This window comes from Xanthomonas arboricola pv. juglandis (assembly GCF_905367715.1).
GTDB lineage: Bacteria > Pseudomonadota > Gammaproteobacteria > Xanthomonadales > Xanthomonadaceae > Xanthomonas > Xanthomonas arboricola.
This window is the reverse complement of record NZ_HG999362.1, coordinates 2,280,081-2,302,193: the sequence shown is the minus strand read 5'-3', so window position 1 is coordinate 2,302,193 and position 22,113 is coordinate 2,280,081. Positions and strand designations below refer to the sequence as shown.

Here is a 22,113-nt window from a genome sequence, read left to right as displayed (position 1 = left end):
CTGCGCCATCAGCTCGACGACACTCCCGCCGCCTGGCGGGAGTGTCGTTTTGGGTGGCCAGAACTTGCCGACGCTGGACGAGCGAAGCATCGTCGGAGGCAGCAAGACGCTGCACACAAACGCAGCGCGATGGAGAGATACCTTGCCACCAGACACCGGCCGCGCTCGCCTGGCGAGACGCACACCGGAGTCGCCGTGCTCAGCGCCCCGCGGGCTCCCATTGCACGTGGGTCAGCTGCCAGTCGCCGTCCTGCAGGCGCCAGCCGGTGGTCACCTGATAGGTCTGTGCCTGCTCGGGCAACCAGCGTCCGCTGCCACCGGTCAGCAGCGCGGTGAAGCGCACGCGCGCGGTGTCGTCGCGCACTTGCACATCCACCGGCTCCAGGGTCACGCCGATGCGGCGGTTGCCCAGCATCTGCAGCTGCATCAATCGCCGCAGGCCGGCTGCGTCCAGCCCTTGTTCGCCGACAAAGTCATCGGCCACCGGCGCCATCGCCTCGCCAATCTCGCGCGCCTCGATCGCCTGATGCATCGCTTCGAGTGTGCGCGCAGCCGTTGCTCCGGTGCGGCACGCGTGCAACCGCTCAGGGCCACGACCAAAATCGCGACCAACCCGACCCGCCACCGCGCTTGAATGCTGCTCTGCATCACGCTTCGCCTTTTCCATCCATGACGGTATGCTGCCTGCTGTTGTAGTGCCGTGGAACACACCGCGTCACGTACCGAATACCCTGGAGGGGGGCAGATGAATCAGGCACGTCCTTGGTTGCAAAGTTATCCGGCCGGCGTTGCCGCCGAGATCGATCTGGAGCAGTTCCGTACCGTGGCCGAGGTGTTCGCCACCTCGGTCAAGCGGTTTGCCGACCGCCCCGCGTATCACAGCTTCGGCAAGACCATTACCTATCGCGAAGCTGATCAACTGGTCGAACAGTTCGCCGCCTATCTGCTTGGCGAACTGCAGTTGAAGAAAGGCGACCGCGTCGCCCTGATGATGCCCAACTGCCTGCAGTATCCGGTCGCCACCTTCGGCATCCTGCGTGCCGGCCTGACCGTGGTCAACGTCAATCCGCTCTACACCCCGCGTGAGCTGAAGCATCAGCTGATCGACTCCGGCGCCAGCGTGCTGGTGGTGATCGACAACTTCGGCACCACCGTGCAGCAGGTCATCGCCGACACCCCGGTCAAGCAGGTGATCACCACCGGGCTGGGCGATATGCTCGGCTTCCCGAAAGCGGCGCTGGTCAACTTCGTCGTCAAGTACGTCAAGAAGCTGGTGCCCGATTACCGCCTCAACGGCGCAATCCGTTTCCGCGACGCACTGGCGCTGGGCCGCAAGCACAGCATGCCGACCTTGCAGATCGAGCCCGACGACATCGCCTTCCTGCAGTACACCGGCGGCACCACCGGCGTGGCCAAGGGCGCGATGCTCACCCACCGCAATCTGGTGGCCAACATGCAGCAGGCCCATCAGTGGCTTGCCGGCACCGGCAAGCTGGAAGAAGGCGCCGAGGTGGTGATCACCGCGCTGCCGCTGTACCACATCTTTGCATTGACGGCCAACGGCCTGGTCTTCATGAAGATCGGCGGCTGCAATCACCTGATCAGCAATCCGCGCGACATGCCCGGCTTCGTCAAGGAACTGAAGAAGACCCGCTTCACCGCCTTCACCGGGGTCAACACGCTGTTCAACGGCCTGCTCAATACCCCCGGCTTCGATCAGGTGAATTTCTCGTCGCTCAAGATGACCCTGGGCGGTGGCATGGCGGTGCAACGTTCGGTCGCCGAACGCTGGAAAAAGGTCACCGGCCTGACCCTGGTCGAGGCCTACGGCCTGACCGAAACCTCGCCGGCCGCCTGCATCAACCCGATGGACCTGAAGGACTACAACGGCTCGATCGGCCTGCCGATTCCGTCCACCGATGCCTGCATCAAGGACGACGCCGGTGCGGCGCTGCCACTGGGCGAGATCGGCGAGCTGTGCATCAAGGGCCCGCAGGTGATGAAGGGCTACTGGAAGAAGCCCGAAGAAACCGCCAAGGTCATGGATGCCGACGGCTGGCTGCATACCGGCGATATCGCGCGGATGGACGAACAGGGCTTTGTCTACATCGTCGACCGCAAGAAGGATATGATCCTGGTGTCCGGCTTCAACGTATATCCGAACGAGATCGAGGACGTGATTGCCGAGATGCCCGGCGTACTGGAAGTGGCCGCCGTCGGCGTACCGGACGAAAAGTCCGGCGAGATCGTCAAGGCCGTCATCGTGAAGAAAGACCCTACCCTGACCGCCGACGCCGTCAAGGCGCACTGCCGCGCCAACCTGACCGGCTACAAGCAGCCGCGAGTGATCGAATTCCGCAAGGAATTGCCGAAAACCAATGTCGGCAAGATCCTGCGCCGCGAATTGCGGGACGCGCCCAAGGCGTAATCCACCGGCGTAAGCGCAGATCGACAGCCACCCGGCTGTCATCCAACGCCCGCACTGCCGCCAGGCTTGCGGGCGTTTTGTTTTTGAAGGCTTCGGACGGAACGTTCGTTTCGGACGGCCAGCGTGCGACGACGCGCGCGCCGGAATAAGGGCCGATTTGCACTTGGTTATCTGCGCCGTTCTGATGCGTGGAAATACCATCATGCTTTTTCAGAGTTCATGACGGCCACCCAGGGAGTACTTCGGCGGCCCCGGAACGCAGAATCACGGAACACATAATTTCAAGAATGTGCAATTCACAATAAACTACTTTTGCTTGCGGAAATTCACTGAAAGATTCAGGTCATAGGGCTCACCGGATAGAAAGGAAGCCCTCTGCGTTCATGGAGATAGTGCCGGTGTAGCATCGATTCGGAGTGGATCGCACGCGCCCGCCGGCGTTCACTCTCCCACTGCGGGCTTTTCCAGGATCACGCCCATGAACACGATTGAAAAGATTTCCCTCGGTCGTCCCCACTCCACCATTCGGGTCGATTCTTCGGCTGCTGACGGCACCCACTGGTTGTTCATGCATGCCGATGCGCCTTTCGGCATACGTCCCTGCTGCAGTCCTGAGTTACTGGACGACATCTGGGATGTCATGGGCTCCATCACCCGCGCTCCGCATGAGCGACGCAGCGGGGAACTGCGCCATTTCGTACTCGCCTCCGACGCGGACGCCTTCAATCTCGGTGGCGATCTGGACCTGTTCGCACGCTTGATCCGCGAACAGAATCGCGAGCAACTCATGCGGTATGCGATTCGCTGCGTGGAAGGCGTCCATCACCTGCATACCGGCTTCGGTGGGGACGTGCGCAGCATCGCGCTGCTGCAGGGCGATGCATTGGGAGGCGGGCTGGAGATGGCCCTGGCCTGCCACACCATCGTGGCCGAAGAAGGCATCGGCATGGGACTGCCCGAGGTCCTGTTCGGCCTGTTTCCGGGCATGGGCGCGTATTCCTTCCTGTGCCGTCGCGTTTCGCCCCATCTGGCGGAAAAAATCATTCTCGATGGACGCATTTACAGCAGCGAAGAAATGCATGCGATGGGGATCGTGGACGTACTCGTACCGAAGGGCCAAGGCGTGGTTGCCACCGAAACGCTGATTCGCCAGCAAAAGCGCATCTCCCACTCCTATCTGGCGATGAACGCCGCACGCAACCTCGCGCAGGCGGTGCCTTACGAGGAATTGCTGCGCATCACCGAAGTCTGGGTAGACACGGCCCTGGCACTCAGTGAGAAATCACTGCGCACGATGGACCGTTTGGTCAAAGCACAGAACCGCCGCGCAGGCGCGGGTGTCGCCTGATTTTGGTGGATCCAATACTGGGGGAATCAGGCCCGGCCTATTGCCGGGCTTCGCTTACCCACGGTCGCCATTCCCGCTGACGCCTCCGTCGGACTTATTTTGAGCACGCTGGGCGAGCGCTTCGCGCCCAAGCTTCAAACCAGTCTTCAGCTGCTCCAGTCTTTGACTCCATTCTGCTCGCAGCTGCGCTTCCGGCAGGCGCATTAACTCACCGCCCTGTTCGGCCAACATCACCAGCCCGAGATTGCTGGAAACACCTTTGACCGCGTGAGCATGCTCGCGTAGACGTGCCCAGTCTCCGTCCGCCGCCGCCTTACCGAGCTGGACAACACATGCCGCAGCATCGCTGAGACATTGTTGAATGAACTCGCGTTCGAACTCATTTCCCATTCCCAGTTCCGCCAGCTCGTCGAGCACGGCAGGATCGAGGACTGCGCCGCTTGGGGCCGCGCTACGGGTACCAATGCTCAGATCGGTCTGACGCAGCTTCTGGTTGACCGCGATTTCGGCCAGCGTATCCAGCAACTTGATCGCCGCCACCGGCTTGGCCAGGAATGCATAGGCGCCCGCTTGTTCGCAGCTGCGAATCGACTCGGGGGTGACATCAGCGCTCAATACCACGATCGGGGTTCCCGGCTTACCACCGGCCTGCATGACCCTCAGCTGCTTCAACATGTCCAGACCGCTGACTCCGGGCATGTGCAGGTCAACGATGGCCGCGTCGTAGTCGGCTTCGGCCAACGCATCCAGAACGGCTTCGCCGCCATCAACACAGGTGACGCGATGCCCTGCTTTTTGCAGCAGCCGCTGCAGCACGAGGCGATTTGCCAGATGGTCGTCTGCCACCAGGATCTGCATGCTACGCACGCGGGCACGGTGACGTAGGAACGGATCGGCAAACGCAATCACGTTGCCCGGTATGGTGGTGGACTCCGTCTCATGCAGCACAGGCGACGGAGTTGCTGCAGGCTTGGCGGTCGCCAGGCCGAACGGCAGTTCAAACCAGAACAAGCTGCCGCCTTCGGGATTTTCCTCAAACCCGATCGCGCCACCCATCGACTGCACCAGCCCCCTGGCGATCGTCGTTCCAAGGCCGCTGCCTTCGAAGCGGCGCGCCAGTCCGGTGTCCGCCTGTTCGAACGCCTCGAACAAACGCGGACGCATATCGACCGGCACACCGATCCCGGTATCGAGCACTTCAAAACGGAGCAGCACACCAGCGCGGCCGCTGGCGTCGGTGGCCGCCACCTTCAACTGTACACTGCCGTGGTCGGTGAACTTGACCGCATTGCCGACCAGGTTGAGCAGGATCTGCTGCAGATGTCCCGCATCCCCGTGCACGCGGGGAGGGACATCTGCGGCGATAGTTGCCTGATAACGCAAGCCCTTGGCCTTGGCCTGCGGCTCCAGGATCAGACCGATTGCCTGCAAGGTGTCATGCACTGCAAAGTCGGACGCGTTGATCCGCAGCTTGCCGGCTTCGATGGCCGAGATGTCCAACACCTCCTCCACCAGCGCCAGCAGACTGCGTGTGGAGGCTTGAATGGTTTTCAGACATTCGCGCTGCTCATCGTCCAGACGCGTCGTTGCCAATACCTCGGTCATGCCGGACAGACCGTTCAGCGGTGTCCGGAACTCGTGACTCATGTTGGCCAGAAAGCGGCTCTTGGCCTCGCTGGCGCGGCGCGCCTCTGCGGTTGCACGGGTCAACTGCCGCAGCAGACTGGAGAAATACAGCGGAACGGCGGCCAGACCAACCGCAAGCCCGACCCCAAGGCGCTGGTTGTGTTGCCAGTATTCGGTCATCGACAGCGTCGTGGAAAAACTCACCACCGCCATTGCCACCGCAAGATACAGATAGCGGTTGCCGTAGCGCAGGCCATTACCGACGGTGACCCACATCACCACGACATAGACCCAGGCCAGCGGCTCGCCCATCTGGATCATGCCGGCGGCCATCAACCCGTAGTCGGCCAGCATGCCCAGGATGCGACGCGCATCCGAGCGGTCGGGTCGCCACAGCAGCCATCCGAACAAGGCCAGGCCAAGCCCGAGGCCTGTCAGCACGATGACCAAGACACCGGTGTGCTGGTGCAGCGGCAAACTGTGCCGGACACTCGGCACGAGGACATACGACAGGATCAGGCTGATCAGAACGATGCGGACGATCGCCTGGCCATGTTCGCTGTCAGGTCGATTCATCAACCGCTGCCGGATCCTTCCGAACGGATTCATAGCCTTACACCCCGGGTCGTGCCGATGCGGTCGAGAATTCGCCGCAGATCTGGTCCAGCTGCGCGCGGCCGCGCAGCAGCGCATCCACACAGCGTGGGTCGAACAGGCGACCGCGTTGTGCGTAGAGATAAGCCAGCGCGGCGTCCATGGTCCAGGCCTCCTTGTACGGGCGCGGCGACAGCAGTGCGTCGAAGACGTCGGCCACCGCCACGATGCGCGCTTCCAGCGGAATCGCCTCGCCCACCAGTCCATCCGGATAGCCGGTGCCGTCGTAGCGCTCGTGGTGACGCAGCGCGATCAGGGCGCCGACCTGGATGAAGCGGTTCTGGCTGCCGCTGAGCAGCTCGTAGCCGATCCGCGGATGCCGCTTCATGATGCTCATCTCGTCGTCGGTGAGCTTGCCCGGCTTGAGCAGCACCGCATCGGGAATGGCGATCTTGCCCATGTCGTGCAGCGGTGCGGCCATCTCGATGATGCGCACTTCTTCTTCCGACAGGCCGAGCTGCTCGGCGATCAGGCCAGCCACGTGCGACATGCGCTCCAGGAAGGCGCTGGTGCCCGAGTCGCGGTACTCGATGGCGCGCGCCAGCCGCGACAACGTCTCGCGTTCGCGCTCCTCGACCTCGTTCATGCTGGCCAGCAGACGCTGCTCCAGCGACAGTGCGCGTTGCTTGACGCTTTCGCTCTGCTGACGCAGCTGCAGCAAATTGGCGCAGCGCGCACGCAGTTCGCGCGGGCGGATCGGCTTGACCAGGAAATCGATCACGCCCGCTTCCAGCGCCGCCTGGCGGATCGGCTCGTCACCGACGATGGTGATCAGGATGATCGGAATATCGCGATGGCTGGGCAGCCGGCGCAGACGCCGGGCGAACTCCAGCCCATCCATGCCGGGCATGCGGTAGTCGAGCAGCAACAGATCCACCCGTCCGGCCTCGCACCACGCCAGCGCGTCGAGCGGGTCACCGAAATCGTGGACTTTCAACTCCGGTGCGATGTCCTCGATGACGTGGCGCAGCATCGTCCGCGCAGACATCTGGTCATCGACAATGACGATGTTCAATCCCAGATCCGCCTTTTCCGACCAGCTTCCCGATGGATCCGCCGACGATACGCCGGCAAGATTACCCAAAACATCCTGCATAGCCGTTGCTCCTCTATCCCGAGAACGGAAAAGCGATGACGCCGGCCGCTGTGCCGACTCCCCCGACGATACGCCATTCGGGGCTCCGCTCTAGCATATGCAGTATCTGTGCCGTCGGCACGCCGACGGCACAAAAAAGATCAGGCTTCCGGACGCATGTACGGGAACAGCAGCACATCGCGGATCGAGGTGCTGCCGGTCAGCAGCATCACCAGCCGGTCGATGCCGATGCCCAGGCCGCCGGTCGGCGCCATGCCGTACTCCAACGCACGGATGTAATCGGCGTCGTAATGCATCGCTTCGTCGTCGCCACCGTCCTTGGCCTGCACCTGCGCCTGGAAGCGTGCGGCCTGGTCTTCCGGGTCGTTGAGCTCGGAGAAGCCGTTGGCGAGCTCCTTGCCGTTGATGAACAGCTCGAAGCGGTCGGTGTACCCCGGCTCGGTGTCGCTGGAACGCGCCAGCGGCGACACCTCGACCGGGTGGTCGGTGATGAAGGTCGGCTGCACCAGGGTGTGTTCCACGGTGGCCTCGAAGATTTCCAGCAGCAGCTTGCCCCAGCCGTAGGACGGCTTGACCTTGATCTTCAGCCGCTCGCAATGGCGCAGCAGCGCATCGCGATCGGTGCAATCGGCCGCGCTGATCTCCGGATTGTGGTGACGAACGGCCTCATCCATGCGCCAGCGCCGGAAAGCCGGCGCCAGATCGATGGCGGCGCCGTCCCAGTTCACCTGGGTGGTGCCCAGCACCGACTGCGCGGTGTCGCGGATCACCTGCTCGGTCAGGTCCATGATCTCGTGGTACGTGGCATAGGCCTCGTAGAGCTCGAGCATGGTGAACTCGGGGTTGTGCCGGGTCGACACGCCCTCGTTGCGGAAGTTGCGGTTGATCTCGTAGACCCGCTCCAGCCCACCGACCACCAGCCGCTTGAGGTACAGCTCCGGCGCCACGCGCAGGTACAGGTCCAGATCCAGCGCGTTGTGGTGGGTGGTGAACGGCTTGGCGGTGGCGCCACCGGGGATGTAATGCATCATCGGCGTTTCCACTTCCAGGAAGCGGCGCGTATCCAGCCAGGCGCGGATCGCGCGGATGATCCTGGAGCGCTTGATGAAGACCTCGCGCGCTTCCGGGGTGACGATCAGATCGACGTAGCGCTGGCGATAGCGCTGCTCCACGTCCGACAGGCCGTGCCACTTGTCCGGCAACGGACGCAGCGACTTGGTCAGCAGGCGCAGCGCGCTGGCCTTGACCGACAGCTCGCCGGTCTTGGTGCGGGTCAGCCCGCCCTCCACCGCCACGATGTCGCCAACATCCCAGCCCTTGAACGCGGCATAGGCATCGCCCAGCACATTGCCCTGCAGGAACAGCTGCACGCGCCCGGACTCATCCTGGATCTGCGCAAAGCTGGCCTTGCCCATCACCCGCTTGGCCATCAGGCGGCCGGCCATTCTGACCGTGCGCCCGCTCGCTTCCAGCGCCTCGGAGGTCCAGGTGTCGGCATCTGCGAACTCGGCCTGCAGATCGCCGGCGAAGTGTTCGCGCACGAAATCGTTGGGATAGGCGATGCCCTGGCCGCGCAACGCGCCCAGTTTCGCGCGACGCTCGGCGATGAGGCTGTTCTCGTCGGCGGGGATCTGCGGCGCGGGGGTCTGTTCGGTCATGGCGGGAATCGGTCTGCGATAGGTCGGGCGCGTGCCCGGTGGAGAATGCGGAACCGGGCTGGCCGGTTGCTGCGTTTTACGGTGTATCGGTGACAACTGCACGGCGCGACGGAATTGCGTGGCGATGTACAGGCAGCGCGGCGCTGCACATGTCGCAGCATCCGCGAAAAAAAGACGTCGCTGCGCGGCGGGCGCGGCGACGTCTTGCTGCGGTCAGGCATCCAGGCGTTTGGAGCCTGCCGCCAGACCGGCCTTGAGGCTGGCCTCGACGAATTCGTCCAGGTCGCCGTCCAGCACTTTCTGCGTGTCGCTGCGTTCGATGCCGGTGCGCAGATCCTTGATGCGGCTCTGGTCGAGCACGTAGTTGCGGATCTGGCTGCCCCAGCCGATGTCGGACTTGGTGGCTTCCAGCGCATCGCGCTCAACGTTGCGCTTCTGCACTTCCAGCTCGTACAACTTGGCGGCCAGCATCTTCATCGCGTTGTCGCGGTTCTGGTGCTGGCTGCGGCCGGTCTGGCAGGCGACCACGGTATTGGTCGGAATATGCGTGATGCGCACCGCCGATTCGGTCTTGTTGACGTGCTGACCACCGGCGCCGGAGGAGCGATACACGTCGGTGCGCAGATCGGCCGGGTTGATGTCGATCTCAATGTTGTCGTCCACTTCCGGCGACACGAACACCGAGGTGAAGCTGGTATGCCGGCGGTTGTCCGAATCGAACGGCGACTTGCGCACCAGCCGGTGCACGCCGATCTCGGTCTTCAGCCAGCCATAGGCGTACTCGCCCTCGATGCGGATCGTGGCCGACTTGATGCCCGCCACTTCGCCGCCGGACACTTCCATCAACTCGGTCTTCCAGCCGCGCGACTCGGCCCAGCGCAGGTACATGCGCAACAGGATTTCGGCCCAGTCCTGCGCCTCGGTGCCGCCGGCGCCGGCCTGGATATCGACGAACGCGTTGGCGCCGTCCATCTGGCCGGAAAACATGCGTTGGAATTCCAGCTTTTCGACATGGGCCTGGTACTTGTCCAGATCGGCGATCACCGCCACCGCGGTGTCTTCGTCCTGCTCGCTTTCGGCCAGTTCCAGCAGATCGCCGGCATCGCTCAGGCCGGTCAGCACATCGGCGATGCCGATGACGGTCTTTTCCAGCATCGAGCGCTCGCGGCCCAGGGCCTGCGCGCGCTCGGCGTCGTTCCACACATCGGGGCTCTCAAGCTCCCGGCTGACTTCTTCTAGACGCTCTTTCTTGACGTCGTAGTCAAAGATACCCCCTGAGCGAGAGCACGCGATCATTGAGATCGGTGATGCGCTGGCGGATCGGATTGGTTTCGATCATGACGGACTTCCGGCAAACAAGCTGGCTAGTTTAGCAAGCGGGCGACGGTGGCGGAACGCGGTGGCGATCGTGACGGGCCGCAGTTTCGTGCCGGCCGTGGACGTCATGGCGAGCACTGCAAGCTCAGACCGGAACAAGGCAGCCAGGAGGCGGCTCAGACGACGAGCGCCTGGGCTCATCTGCCACCGCGAAGCCCTCGGCACGATCGTAGGGTTGACAGCCCGGACAACCGGTCAGCCCTGTGCGGCCTCGACACGCTGCGGTGTAGGCGCCTGCCCTGCCACCGCCCGTAACGCGGCCAGGTAACGGCGACTGCACGGCAGCACGGTGGCGTCGGCCAGGTGCACGCGGGCGTCGCCGGATTCCAGCGGCTCGATCGCCTGTATGCGTGCCAGCTGCACCAGGTAGCTGCGGTGGATGCGCACAAACACGGCCGGATCGAGCCTGGCCTCGATCGCGGCCATCGTGCTGCGCAGTGGGTAATCATGGCCGCGCACATGCAGGTTGACGTAGTTGCCCGACGCCTGGATCCATTCAATGTCGGCGGTGGCGACCAGGAAATCGCGCCCCAGCTTGCGCACCAGAAAGCGTTCCGGACGGTCCAGCGGTTCGACCGGCGGGCCTTCGTCCGGGGCGGCCAGCAGATGCGCCTCGCCCTGCCGACGCCGGCCATACCATGCCAGCGCATGTCGTAACGCCACCAGCAGGGCAAAGGTGCGCAGATCCTTGGAGAGTTCATACAGCCACTGCAACCGCAAGGCACCGAAATCGTAGTGCGCACCGACCGCCAGATAGACCAGCTTGCGCAGCAGCACCATGCCGCTCACGTGCAGCAGCCACCAGACAAGTGCGGCCGCAATATAAAGAGGAACGCGCCGCCGCCAGACATCGGCATGCAATGGCCAACGCGTGCAGAGCCAGATCAGCGGCGGCAAGAGCAGCAGCGAGACAGTCGCGCTGCTCAGCTCCCAGGTCAGCACCTGCCACAGCAGCAGCGGCTGACCGTCGCGCCGTGCCGCCAGCCATATGCTCGCGGTGTTGCCCAGCGCGCTGCCATAGAAAACCAGCAGCCAGATCAACGCTACCCAGCGCCTGCCCGCGCTGGCATCGCTGTCGGTCTCGTGTGCGATAGCCCCGGACACAGGTGAATTCATCCGCGCATTCTATGCAAACCGCCCGTTTGCCGTCCCCGGTTCGTCCCTGTGGGACCGCAACTGGTCACTCGGGGACGGCATTGCCGCCCTTGGCGCAGCTGTTTGGGGCCTGCGTTGCCGAGGATGCGGGCATGCCTCCTGCCGACACCACCATGACCGAACGCCGTCACGATATCGATGCCTTGCGCGTCTTCGCCTTCGCACTGCTGATCCTCTATCACGTGGGCATGGCCTATGTGGCCGACTGGGATTTCCACCTCAAGAGCGTGCACACCGCGCAGTGGCTGCAATGGCCGATGATCGTGCTCAACCGCTGGCGGATGCCCCTGCTGTTCATGATCTCCGGCATCGCGATCGGGCTGGCGCGGCCGCAGGCCAGGCCCTGGCGCTTTGCCTTGCAGCGCTGCGGGCGATTGCTGCCGCCGCTGTTGTTCGGCATGTTCGTGGTGGTCGCGGTGCAGGCCTATTGCCAGGGCGTGAGCAACGGCAAGGTCAGCCCGGGCTTCGGCAGCTTCCTGCTGCGCTACTGGCAGGTGCGGCCATGGCCGGCCGGCAGTTTCGATGGCTGGGAGCACGGCATCACCTGGAACCATCTGTGGTATCTGGCCTATTTGCTGCCCTACACCATTGCCTTGATGGCGCTGGTGTCGCTGGCCCGACCGCTGCGGTTGGCCGCGTGGCCGCGCTTGCCCGCTGCGCTGGTGGTGCCGGCACTGCTGCTGTTGCCGATCCTGTGGGAAGCGTTCTGCGTGCTGTGGGTAATGCCGCGGCATCCGCCCACCCACGCGCTGTTTGGCGACTGGTTCGTGCACGCCGAATCGTTTCCGCTGTTCGTCCTGGGGTATCTGTTGGCACGCCGCGAACGCTTCTGGCAGCTGGCCGTACAACTGCGCTGGCTCACCTTGGTCGCCGCGCTGGTGGCGATCGGCACCGAACTGGGCATTCGCTATGCCAGCATCCAGGGGCAGACTGCGCAACTGGGTGCACCGCTGGCCGCACTGCCGTGGGAGGCGATCGAACACAGCGCACGGGCCGCCTACACCTGGCTGGCGCTGCTGACGATTCTTGGCTGGGCCAGGCTTCGATTGAATCGCCCGTTCCGCTGGCTGCCGTACTGCACGGAGGCGGTGTTCCCGTGGTACATCCTGCACCAGAGCCTGATCATCGTGACGCTGTACTGGCTGATGCCCCTGCATCTGAATGCCTGGCTGGAGCCGGCGCTGGTGATCGCCGCCACCGTGATCGGCTGCCTGGCGTTGCATGAGTTTGCGATCCGCCGGATGCGCTGGCTGCGTCCCTTGTTCGGATTGCGTGCGCGCAGGCCGCGCATGGCGAGCAAGACCGACAGCGCGCCGGTGCCGTCATGAAATGTTGCGCAGGCGTGTCCCGCTTCGGCATGCGACGCACTGGACGGCCCGTCGGCAGCAACGCAAGATGCGCGCCGGATACGCTCTTTCGAAGACACCATGCGCCCTACCCTGCTTGCCGCCGCCTTGTTGCTCGCACCCGTCGCCGCCCTTGCCGATGCGCCGGTCGGCATCGCCTTCGATCACCAGGACTGGACCATCGCCTGCGACAACACCCGCACCTGCCGCGCCGCTGGCTATCAGCCGGATGACGACGGCAGCACGCCGGTATCGGTCTTGCTGACGCGCAAGGCCGGCGCCGGGCAAGCGGTCACCGCAGAGTTGGTGCTGGGCCAGTACGACGAGGTCAAGATGCCGGCATCGCTCACCTTGCGCATCGACCAGCGCGACCTGGGCAAGCTGGCACTTAATCGCGACAGCGGCACTGCACCGCTAACCAGTGCGCAGGTGACCGCGCTGCTGGCCGCACTGACCCGCAGCAGCAAGATCGTGGCGGTCGGCAACGATGGTCGCCGCTGGCAGCTGTCCGATCGCGGCGCCGCGGCGGTGCTGCTGAAGATGGACGAGTTCCAGGGCCGGCTGGGCACGCGCGGCGCACTGGTGCGCAAGGGCGATCGCGACGACGCTGCGGTGCTGCCGGCCGTGCCGGCACCGCAGGTGCGTGCGGTCAAACTCGCAGCAACGCAAGCAGCCGATGCGCGCCTGGGCACGCTGCCGGCGCTCTATCAAGCACTGCGCGCCAGCTTGCCGGCCGATGAGGAATGCAAGGGGCTGCAGGCCGGCGATGCAGCCGAGCCGCTGACGGTTACCCGGCTCAGCAGCGACAAACTGCTGATCTCGACCGATTGCTGGATGGGCGCCTACAACGTCGGCACCGGTTTCTGGGTCATCAATGCACGCGCGCCGTTCGCGCCGACGTTGGTGACCACGCACGCCAGCGATATCGACGGTTCCACCATCATTGAATCGCAGAAGGGCCGCGGCCTGGGCGACTGCTACAGCGAGGCCAGCTGGACCTGGGACGGCCGCCGTTTTGTGCCGACCTCCAAATCCACCTCCGGCCTGTGTCGGCTGGTGGCCGCTGGCGGGGCGTGGGAATTGCCGACCTTGGTGACCGAAGTCAAGAAGGCGCCCTGACCGGGGCGAGGACGGTGCGAGCGTGCGCTTGCACTGTCTTGCAAGACGCCTTGAGCGGCGAACGAAACCATCTTGCCGCCATCAGGCATGCGCTACTTGCGGCATGCACCACCAAGTGCATGCCGGCTGTGGGTGCGCCGTCCCGTGCAGAGCGGTTGATGTGAAGCCTGGCTGCAGGGACGCGCTGTCGCCCCTACCGAAGCCCGCGATTGACAGCCCCGCGCTCAGCCAGTGACTGTCGCCGGCTCGCAGTGCTCGACAATCAACTGCACCGCGGTGCCGCCGCGATAGTCGTCAATGACCAGGCGGTACGCCAGCCGCACCATGCGTGCCGGCTCGCTGCCGCGCCAGCCGTTGAAGTGGATGGCGTTGAGCGGTTCGGCGCGGCCGGCGCAGCGCAGCGTGAGCTTGAGATGGCGTTCCTTGAGCAAGCGCCATTGCAGCACTTCGAACTGACCATCGAACAGCGGCTCGGGAAAGCCCTGCCCCCACGGCCCGGCCACGCGCAGCGCCTCGGCATGCAGGTGATCAAGTTCGTGCGCGGCCAGTTCGCCATCGCTGTGCAACTCGGCATGCAGCAGCGAGGCGTCGACCATCGCCTGCACCTGGCGCTGGAATGCCTGTTCGAAGGTCGCCAGCGCGGCATGCTCCAGACTCAGCCCGGCGGCCATCGCATGCCCGCCGAACTTCTGGATCAGGCCCGGGTGGCGCGCATCCACTGCCGCCAACACATCGCGGATATGCAGGCCGGGGATCGAGCGCGCCGAACCACGCAGCTGACTGCTGCCCGGCTCGGCCGGCGCCAATGCAATCACCGGGCGATGCAGGCGGTCCTTGAGCTTGGAGGCGACCAGGCCGATCACGCCCGGGTGCCAGTCGGCATCGAACAGGCACGCGGCGATCGGCAACGCGCCATCGGCATCCAGCACCACCTTGGTGACGGCCTGCTCGGCATCGTCGGTCATCAACTGCTGCACCGCGCGGCGCTCGGCGTTGATCTCTTCCAGGGTGCCGGCGATCTCGCGCGCCCGGTTCCAGTCCTCGCTGAGCAGCAGTTCGATGCCCAGCGCCATGTCTTCCAGCCGGCCGGCTGCGTTGAGACGCGGGCCCAATGCAAATCCGATATCGCTGGCGCTCAAGCGCGCCACGTCGCGGCCGCTGGCATCGATCAAGGCGCGCAGGCCGATGCAACCCTTGCCCTCGCGCAGGCGGCGCAGGCCGGCCGACACCAGCGCGCGGTTGTTGGTGTCCAGCGGCACCAGATCGGCAACGGTGCCGACTGCCACCAGGTCCAGCAATACCGACAGATCCGGCTCGGCGCGTTCTGCGAAGGCGCCACGCGCGCGCAGCACGCCGCGCAAGGCCATCAGCACGTAGAAGATCACCCCGACCCCGGCCAGGGATTTGCTCGGGAAGCGATCGTTGGCCAGATTTGGATCGACGATCGCATCGGCCGGCGGCAACACCTCGCCAGGCAGGTGATGGTCGGTGACCAGCACCGTCCAGCCACGCGCCTTGGCCGCGGCCACGCCGGCGTGGCAGGCGATGCCGTGATCGACCGTGACCAGCAGATCCGGCTGCAATGCGGCCAGTTCCTCCACCAGTGCCGGCGACAGGCCGTAGCCATGCACCATGCGATTGGGTACCGCGTGATGCACATCCAGCGCGCCGAGCATGCGCAAGCCACGCACGCCGACCGCGCAGGCGGTGGCGCCATCGCAGTCGAAATCGCCCACCACCAGGATGCGCCGTTGCCGGGCGATCGCATCGGCCAGCAACTCGGCCGCCACGTCACTGTTGTGCAATAACTGCGGCGACAGCAACTGACCCAGACGCGGCTGCGCGCCGTGGGTATCGGTAACGCCGCGCGCGGCATAGATGCGGCGCAGCAACGGCAACATGGCATCGGGCCAGCTGCCGGCCTGCCCGGGCGGGCGCCGGACGATCCGCGGGGTGGAGGTCATTGCGCCAGCTGTATGCGCGGCTTGCGCCAGAAACGCCAGCGTTGCGCATGCGTCAGCGACACGGTTTCGCCGTCCTGGAAATCCAGCACCAGCCGATCCAGTTCGCCACGCGCCATCGCCGCCAGCAACGGCGCCACCGCGTCGTCGCTGAACTGCTGCAGCGAGCGCAGATGGCGCAGGTCCACCAACGCATCCACGCGTTGTTCGCCCTGCGCATCGGCACCGGCCGCCAGCGCCAGCGCACGCAGCAGCGATTCGCGGCTGCGTACCTGACGGTGCGGCGAGCTCACCGCATGCGGCAGTACGCCGCCGCCCCAGAACCACAGCGAATTGATCGCCGGCTTGCCGCTGGCCACGCGGCCCTCGTTCCAGGGATGCTGATGCAGCAGCACCTGCGCCTCGGTCAGCAAGGCACGCCAGCGCCGGCCGATCTCGCCGGCCGGCAGATGCTCGAACAGGTCATCGCCGATCGCCAGATCCGGTGGCGCAAATTCCGGCAATTTGGCATCCGGCGACAGCCGCAGATACCAGCGCGCAGGCGTGGGCGCATCCAGCAGGAAGCCGGCATCGCCGAACATCGGCTTAAGGATGGGCAGCAACACCGCCAGGTCCTCGGCCGTGGGACCGAGCGCCTCGCCGTAGCCCATCAAGCGCGCGCCCTGCATATCCGGCACCACATAGGCCGGATCGGCACGCACCCAGGTCGCACCGGCCGCATCGCCGGCATCGAGCTGGCGGGTCAACGCGGCCACCGGCCAGTGCGCAGGCGTCAGCGTGAAGTGGCGCTGCAGCTGCGCCACTTCGCCGGGCTCGGCACCTTGCTGGTCGGCACGCGCCAGCGCACGCGCCACCGGCGTGTCGCCCAGTTCACCGGGCAGACGACGTTTTTCCGGCAGCAGCAGCGTGGCGGTGGTCATCGGGCGGTGGCGTCGTTCAATCCCGGCCCGTCAGTCCAGATAGGCAACGCTGACCACTTCGTACTCGCGCTGGCCGGCCGGCGCATCAATGGTGACCGAGTCGCCTTCCAGCTTGCCGATCAACGCACGCGCCAGCGGCGAGGAGATCGCGATCATGCCCAGCTTGATGTCCGCTTCCAGATCGCCAACGATCTGGTAGCGCTTCTCTTCGTCGGTCTCGGTGTCGGCCAGCGTCACGGTGGCGCCGAACACGATCTTGTTGCCGGCCGACAGCTTGGTGATGTCGATGATCTCGGCATGCGAGAGCTCGCCTTCCAGCTGCTTGATGCGGCCTTCGATGAAGCTCTGCTGCTCGCGCGCGGCGTGGTACTCGGCGTTTTCCTTCAGATCGCCGTGCGCGCGCGCTTCGGCGATCGCGTTGATCACCGCCGGACGCTTGACCGACTTCAGCTGGTCCAGCTCTTCGCGCAGACGCTGCGCGCCCTTTGCCGTCATGGGTGCTCTCATGCTTCCAGCTCCTTGTGCAGTTCCTGCAGCGACCAGACAGGGCCGGTGCCGCGGAATTCCAGCGAATGCACCAGCGCCTTGGCGCCGGCAACAGTGGTCGAATAGGTCACGCGATGCTGCAACGCTTCACGCCGGATCGAGAACGAGTCGGAGATGGCGGCGCGACCTTCAGTGGTGTTGACGATATACACGATCTCGCCGTTCTTGATCGAATCGACGATATGCGGGCGCCCTTCGGCGACCTTGTTGACGATCTCGCAGCTCAGCCCGTTCTGCTGCAGCCAGGCTCCGGTGCCGCGTGTGGCGACCAGCGTATAGCCACGCTCCACCAGCGCCTGCGCCACCGGCAACACGCGCTGCTTGTCCGGATCACGCACCGACACGAACGCCTTGCCCACCGGCGGTGCCTTGATGCCACCGGCCTCCTGCGCGCGTGCAAACGCGGCGCTGAAGCTGCGGCCCACGCCCATCACCTCCCCTGTGGAGCGCATCTCCGGCCCGAGGATCGGGTCCACGCCCTGGAACTTGGCGAACGGGAAGATCGCCTCCTTCACCGAGTAATAGCCCGGCACGATTTCCTTGGTGGCGCCCTGCTCGGCCAGCGTCTTGCCGGCCATGCAGCGCGCGGCGATCTTGGCCAGCGGCATGCCGATCGCCTTGGACACGAACGGCACGGTGCGCGAGGCACGCGGGTTCACTTCCAGCAGGAACACCACATCGTCGCCGGCCTCGTTCACCTGCACCGCAAACTGGGTATTCATCAGGCCGACCACGTTCAGGCCTTCGGCCAGCATTACCACCTGACGGCGCAGCTCGGCCTGGGTCTTGGGCGAGAGCGAATACGGCGGCAACGAGCAGGACGAATCGCCCGAATGCACGCCGGCCTCTTCGATGTGCTCCATCAGCCCGCCGATCAGCACGTTGCCGTCCTTGTCGGCAATGATGTCCACGTCCACTTCCACCGCATTGTCGAGGAAGCGGTCCAGCAGCACCGGCGAATCGTTGGAGACCTTGACCGCGTCACGCACATAGCGCGCCAGGTCGGATTCGCCGTAGACGATTTCCATCGCGCGGCCGCCCAGCACGTAGCTCGGGCGCACCACCAGCGGATAGCCGATTTCGCGCGCCAGCACCAGCGCTTCCTCGGCATTGCGGGCAATGCGGTTCGGCGGCTGCTTCAGGCCCAGCTTGTCGACCAGCTGCTGGAAACGCTCGCGGTCTTCGGCCAGATCGATCGAATCGGGCGAGGTGCCGATCACCGGCACGCCGTTGGCTTCCAGCGCGCGCGCCAGCTTCAGCGGGGTCTGGCCGCCGTACTGCACGATCACGCCCTTGGGTTTTTCCAGCTCGACGATTTCCAGCACGTCTTCCAGCGTCAGCGGCTCGAAGTACAGACGGTCGGAGGTGTCGTAGTCGGTGGACACGGTCTCCGGGTTGCAGTTGACCATGATGGTCTCGTAGCCGTCATCGCGCAGCGCCAGCGCCGCATGCACGCAGCAGTAGTCGAACTCGATGCCCTGGCCGATGCGGTTGGGGCCACCGCCCAGGATCATGATCTTGTCGCGGTCGGTCGGCAGCGCCTCGCACTCGTCCTCGTAGGTCGAATACAGATACGCGGTGCTGGTGGCGAACTCGGCGGCGCAGGAATCCACGCGCTTGTAGACCGGACGCACCTTGAGCGCGCGCCGCAGCGTGCGCACCGATTCTTCATTGGTGCCGGTCAACTCGGCCAGCCGCGCGTCGGAGAAACCGGCGCGCTTGAGCGTGCGCAGACGCGCCGCATCCAGTGCCGGCATCCCGTCGTCGGCCAGTTGCTGTTCGTGGCTGATCAGTTCTTCGATCTGATCCAGGAACCAGGGGTCGATGAACGACAGCGCGTAGACATCGGCCACGCTCATGCCGGCGCGGAACGCATCGGCGACATAGAACAGACGCTCCGGGCCCGGTGCCTTGAGCTCGCGCTTGAGCGCGGCGATATCGTCTTCGCTGCTCAGGTCCAGGCCGGTCGGGTCCAGCCCGATCTTGCCGGTCTCCAGGCCACGCAGCGCCTTCTGCAGCGATTCCTGGAAGGTGCGGCCCATCGCCATCACCTCGCCCACCGACTTCATCTGGGTGGTCAGGCGCGCGTCGGCCTGCGGGAATTTTTCGAACGCAAAGCGCGGGATCTTGGTGACCACGTAGTCGATCGATGGCTCGAACGAGGCCGGGGTCAGCCCACCGGTGATCTCGTTCTTCAATTCGTCCAGCGTGTAGCCCACCGCCAGCTTGGCGGCGACCTTGGCGATCGGGAAACCGGTGGCCTTGGACGCCAGCGCCGAGGAGCGCGACACGCGCGGGTTCATCTCGATGACCACCACGCGGCCGGTGGTCGGGCTGATGCCGAATTGCACGTTGGAGCCGCCGGTATCCACACCGATCTTGCGCAGCACCGCGATCGAGGCATCGCGCAGGCGCTGGTATTCCTTGTCGGTCAGCGTCTGCGCCGGCGCCACGGTGATCGAGTCGCCGGTATGCACGCCCATCGGATCGAGGTTTTCGATCGCGCAAACGATGATGCAGTTGTCCGCGGTGTCGCGAACCACTTCCATCTCGAATTCCTTCCAGCCCAGCACCGATTCTTCCACCAGCACCTCGGTGGTCGGCGACAGTTCCAGGCCACGGCCGACGATCTCGATCAGCTCTTCGCGGTTGTAGGCGATGCCGCCGCCGCTGCCGCCCAGGGTGAAGCTGGGACGGATGATGGTCGGGTAGCCGACCCGGGTCTGGATATCCAGCGCCTCTTCCAGCGTGTGCGCCACTTCGGCGCGGGGGCAATCCAGGCCGATCTCACCCATCGCCACGCGGAACAGCTCGCGGTCTTCGGCCATGCGGATGGCTTCGCGCTTGGCACCGATCAGCTCGACGTTGTACTTCTCCAGCACGCCGTGGTCAGCCAGGTCCAGCGCGCAGTTCAGCGCGGTCTGCCCGCCCATGGTCGGCAGCAGGGCGTCGGGCTTTTCCTTGGCGATGATCTTCTCGACCGTCTGCCAGTTGATCGGCTCGATGTACACCGCATCGGCCATGTCCGGGTCGGTCATGATCGTGGCCGGATTGCTGTTGACCAGTACCACGCGATAGCCCTCGTCGCGCAGCGCCTTGCACGCCTGCGCGCCGGAGTAATCGAACTCGCAGGCCTGGCCGATGACGATCGGGCCGGCGCCGATGATCAGGATGGTTTTTAGGTCGGTGCGCTTTGGCATTTCTTTACTCGATTAGGAACATGCGGCAAGCCGCAGGTGCGGAAGAGTGGCCGCGGCGATCGCATCGCGACGCGGCGTGATAGTGCATCGACTCGGCAGAGTCGAACGCCGGGTTCATCCGGCAGATCCATAGCCGAGGGCGCGCAGGGTGTGCTGAAGCCATTGATACAGCCCGAAGGACGCGGCAAAGCTGCCCAGGATCAGCAGCCAACCGATCCCGGAGGTCTTGCCCCAACGGCGCACCTTGTCCGGGTCGGTGTTCTGCATGCGGTGGTGAAAGGATTCCCCTCCAGCCACATAGCCGACGCCGAAAACGAAGCACATCGGTACCAGCAAGGCCAGCTTCATGCCGCCGTGCAGCGTGATCGACTGTGCACCAGCGCGTGCCTGCTCCAGCGGCATCCACACGCCCCAATACGTCAGCGCAACGCCCATCAGCACAATCAGCACACCCATCAAACGAGCGCTCATGCGCGCTTGGCATCCTTGGCCATCAACTCCACGAACCGGTCGAACAACGGCCCCACATCGCGCGGGCCCGGCGAGGCTTCCGGGTGACCCTGGAACGAGAACGCCGGTGCGTCGGTCAGCGCGATGCCCTGATTGGTGCCATCGAACAGCGACCGATGGGTCACCCGCACATTGGCCGGCAGCGTGCTTTCGTCGACCGCAAAGCCATGGTTCTGCGAGGTGATCATCACCCGCCCGCCGTCCAGATCCTGCACCGGATGGTTGGCGCCGTGATGGCCGGTGGTCATCTTGACCGTGCTGGCGCCGGCGGCCAGCGCCAGCAGCTGATGGCCCAGACAGATGCCGAAGGTGGGCACCTGCCTGGCGATCAGTTCCTGGATGGCGCTGATGGCGTAATCGCAGGGCTCCGGGTCGCCCGGGCCGTTGGACAGGAACACACCGTCGGGCTGCATTGCCAGCACCTCGGCCACCGGCGTGCATGCCGGCACCACGGTGACGTCGCAGCCACGGTCGGCCAGCATGCGCAGGATGTTGAGCTTGACGCCGTAATCGTAAGCAACAACCTTGTGCTTCAGCTCGGCGCGCACGAAGGTGTCGGAATTCAGATCCAGCGAGCCTTCCTGCCAGCTGTAGCTGGTCTCGGTGGAAACCACCTTGGCCAGGTCCATGCCCTTCAGGCCGGGGAAGCTGCGCGCGGCTTCCAGTGCCTTGTCGACGTCGATCTCGCCGGCCATCAGTGCGCCGTTCTGGGCGCCCTTCTGCCGCAGCAGGCGGGTCAGCTTGCGGGTGTCGATGCCGGAAATGGCCACCACACCGCGGGCCTGCAGCCACTCCGGCAGTGCGACTTCGCTGCGCCAGCTGCTGGGGCGACGCGGCACGTCGCGCACGATCAGGCCGGCGGCCCAGATCTTGCTGGCCTCGTCATCCTGATCGGTAAAGCCGGTGTTGCCGATATGCGGATAGGTCAGCGTGACCATCTGGCGGGCGTAGGAGGGATCGGTCAGGACTTCCTGGTAACCGGTCATGGCGGTGTTGAACACCACTTCGCCGACGGAAAGCCCGTTGGCGCCTACGGATTCGCCCTCGAACACGGTGCCGTCTTCGAGGACAAGGATTGCGGGTTGGGTCACGTGGGGGTCTCGCTCTGGCTGCCTGGGACTCCGATGCGCTTCCGGCCAAATTCCGGTTGCAGCAAAGCGCGGACGCGG

The 22,113-nt window shown here is 65.0% G+C and carries 15 protein-coding genes and 1 pseudogene; 4 read left to right on the top strand and 12 right to left on the bottom strand.

Going from position 1 to position 22,113, the window contains the following annotated elements:
* Positions 1–199: 199 nt before the first annotated feature.
* Positions 200–648, bottom strand: a pseudogene (locus KHN93_RS10130) (Cif family virulence factor).
* A 97-nt stretch (positions 649–745) separates the two neighbouring features.
* On the opposite strand from KHN93_RS10130, the gene rpfB reads away from it, so the two are divergent.
* Complete coding sequence (gene rpfB / locus KHN93_RS10125; RefSeq protein ID WP_104559298.1) at positions 746–2,428, top strand: fatty acyl-CoA ligase RpfB; 1,683 nt, start codon at positions 746–748, stop codon at positions 2,426–2,428.
* A 478-nt stretch (positions 2,429–2,906) separates the two neighbouring features.
* Positions 2,907–3,776 carry a crotonase/enoyl-CoA hydratase family protein gene (locus KHN93_RS10120; RefSeq protein WP_047128634.1) on the top strand — a complete coding sequence of 290 codons (870 nt, stop codon included), beginning with the start codon at positions 2,907–2,909 and terminating at the stop codon, positions 3,774–3,776.
* A gap of 54 nt (positions 3,777–3,830) precedes the next feature.
* Here KHN93_RS10120 and KHN93_RS10115 read toward each other — a convergent pair whose 3' ends face one another.
* From KHN93_RS10115 to KHN93_RS10095, 5 genes are all read right to left on the bottom strand, one after another.
* Positions 3,831–5,978 (bottom strand): ATP-binding protein, encoded by a 2,148-nt coding sequence (locus tag KHN93_RS10115; protein ID WP_243850064.1) that lies wholly within the window; start codon positions 5,976–5,978, stop codon positions 3,831–3,833.
* 37 nt (positions 5,979–6,015) lie between these two features.
* Positions 6,016–7,152 carry a cyclic di-GMP phosphodiesterase response regulator RpfG gene (rpfG, locus tag KHN93_RS10110; protein WP_024937712.1) on the bottom strand — a complete coding sequence of 379 codons (1,137 nt, stop codon included), beginning with the start codon at positions 7,150–7,152 and terminating at the stop codon, positions 6,016–6,018.
* Positions 7,153–7,292: 140 nt separating this feature from the next.
* Positions 7,293–8,810, bottom strand: coding sequence for a lysine--tRNA ligase (lysS, locus tag KHN93_RS10105; protein WP_065046421.1), 1,518 nt, complete (start codon positions 8,808–8,810; stop codon positions 7,293–7,295).
* Positions 8,811–9,023: 213 nt separating this feature from the next.
* A protein-coding gene (gene prfB / locus KHN93_RS10100) for a peptide chain release factor 2 (RefSeq protein WP_102254087.1) occupies positions 9,024–10,149 on the bottom strand; the annotation gives its coding sequence in 2 pieces (ribosomal slippage) (positions 9,024–10,073 and positions 10,075–10,149; 1,125 coding nt in all).
* A gap of 233 nt (positions 10,150–10,382) precedes the next feature.
* Positions 10,383–11,303 (bottom strand): LytTR family DNA-binding domain-containing protein, encoded by a 921-nt coding sequence (locus KHN93_RS10095; RefSeq protein ID WP_228608932.1) that lies wholly within the window; start codon positions 11,301–11,303, stop codon positions 10,383–10,385.
* 152 nt (positions 11,304–11,455) lie between these two features.
* Between KHN93_RS10095 and KHN93_RS10090 the strand changes: the two genes are divergently transcribed.
* A complete protein-coding gene (locus KHN93_RS10090) occupies positions 11,456–12,670 on the top strand; it encodes an acyltransferase family protein (RefSeq protein WP_212579632.1) in 1,215 nt (404 codons plus the stop codon).
* Positions 12,671–12,769: 99 nt separating this feature from the next.
* A complete protein-coding gene (locus KHN93_RS10085; protein WP_212579519.1) occupies positions 12,770–13,807 on the top strand; it encodes a DUF1176 domain-containing protein in 1,038 nt (345 codons plus the stop codon).
* A gap of 224 nt (positions 13,808–14,031) precedes the next feature.
* On the opposite strand, the gene recJ is transcribed toward KHN93_RS10085, so the two are convergent.
* From recJ to carA, 6 genes are all read right to left on the bottom strand, one after another.
* Positions 14,032–15,771, bottom strand: coding sequence for a single-stranded-DNA-specific exonuclease RecJ (recJ, locus tag KHN93_RS10080; protein WP_212579518.1), 1,740 nt, complete (start codon positions 15,769–15,771; stop codon positions 14,032–14,034).
* Positions 15,768–16,688 (bottom strand): phosphoglycerate mutase, encoded by a 921-nt coding sequence (locus KHN93_RS10075; protein ID WP_212579517.1) that lies wholly within the window; start codon positions 16,686–16,688, stop codon positions 15,768–15,770. The genes recJ and KHN93_RS10075 overlap by 4 nt, the downstream gene beginning before the upstream one ends.
* Before the next feature lie 30 nt (positions 16,689–16,718).
* Positions 16,719–17,183, bottom strand: a complete 465-nt coding sequence (gene greA, locus KHN93_RS10070) for a transcription elongation factor GreA (RefSeq protein WP_016903166.1) — start codon at positions 17,181–17,183, stop codon at positions 16,719–16,721.
* Between the two features lie 8 nt (positions 17,184–17,191).
* On the bottom strand, positions 17,192–20,434 hold the full coding sequence (carB, locus tag KHN93_RS10065) for a carbamoyl-phosphate synthase large subunit (protein ID WP_024937721.1): 3,243 nt from the start codon (positions 20,432–20,434) through the stop codon (positions 17,192–17,194).
* 114 nt (positions 20,435–20,548) lie between these two features.
* Positions 20,549–20,890 carry a type II secretion system protein M gene (locus KHN93_RS10060; protein ID WP_230584004.1) on the bottom strand — a complete coding sequence of 114 codons (342 nt, stop codon included), beginning with the start codon at positions 20,888–20,890 and terminating at the stop codon, positions 20,549–20,551.
* A gap of 11 nt (positions 20,891–20,901) precedes the next feature.
* Positions 20,902–22,035, bottom strand: coding sequence for a glutamine-hydrolyzing carbamoyl-phosphate synthase small subunit (gene carA, locus KHN93_RS10055; RefSeq protein ID WP_212579516.1), 1,134 nt, complete (start codon positions 22,033–22,035; stop codon positions 20,902–20,904).
* Positions 22,036–22,113: the final 78 nt, after the last annotated feature.

Excerpts from the sequence above, each read along its gene's own strand:
- rpfB (WP_104559298.1), top strand. The coding sequence starts at position 746 with ATGAATCAGGCACGTCCTTGGTTGCAAAGTTATCCGGCCGGCGTTGCC.
- KHN93_RS10120 (WP_047128634.1), top strand. The coding sequence starts at position 2,907 with ATGAACACGATTGAAAAGATTTCCCTCGGTCGTCCCCACTCCACCATT.
- KHN93_RS10115 (WP_243850064.1), bottom strand. The coding sequence starts at position 5,978 with ATGAATCGACCTGACAGCGAACATGGCCAGGCGATCGTCCGCATCGTT.
- rpfG (WP_024937712.1), bottom strand. The coding sequence starts at position 7,152 with ATGCAGGATGTTTTGGGTAATCTTGCCGGCGTATCGTCGGCGGATCCA.
- lysS (WP_065046421.1), bottom strand. The coding sequence starts at position 8,810 with ATGACCGAACAGACCCCCGCGCCGCAGATCCCCGCCGACGAGAACAGC.
- KHN93_RS10095 (WP_228608932.1), bottom strand. The coding sequence starts at position 11,303 with ATGAATTCACCTGTGTCCGGGGCTATCGCACACGAGACCGACAGCGAT.
- KHN93_RS10090 (WP_212579632.1), top strand. The coding sequence starts at position 11,456 with ATGACCGAACGCCGTCACGATATCGATGCCTTGCGCGTCTTCGCCTTC.
- KHN93_RS10085 (WP_212579519.1), top strand. The coding sequence starts at position 12,770 with ATGCGCCCTACCCTGCTTGCCGCCGCCTTGTTGCTCGCACCCGTCGCC.
- recJ (WP_212579518.1), bottom strand. The coding sequence starts at position 15,771 with ATGACCTCCACCCCGCGGATCGTCCGGCGCCCGCCCGGGCAGGCCGGC.
- KHN93_RS10075 (WP_212579517.1), bottom strand. The coding sequence starts at position 16,688 with ATGACCACCGCCACGCTGCTGCTGCCGGAAAAACGTCGTCTGCCCGGT.
- greA (WP_016903166.1), bottom strand. The coding sequence starts at position 17,183 with ATGACGGCAAAGGGCGCGCAGCGTCTGCGCGAAGAGCTGGACCAGCTG.
- carB (WP_024937721.1), bottom strand. The coding sequence starts at position 20,434 with ATGCCAAAGCGCACCGACCTAAAAACCATCCTGATCATCGGCGCCGGC.
- KHN93_RS10060 (WP_230584004.1), bottom strand. The coding sequence starts at position 20,890 with ATGGGTGTGCTGATTGTGCTGATGGGCGTTGCGCTGACGTATTGGGGC.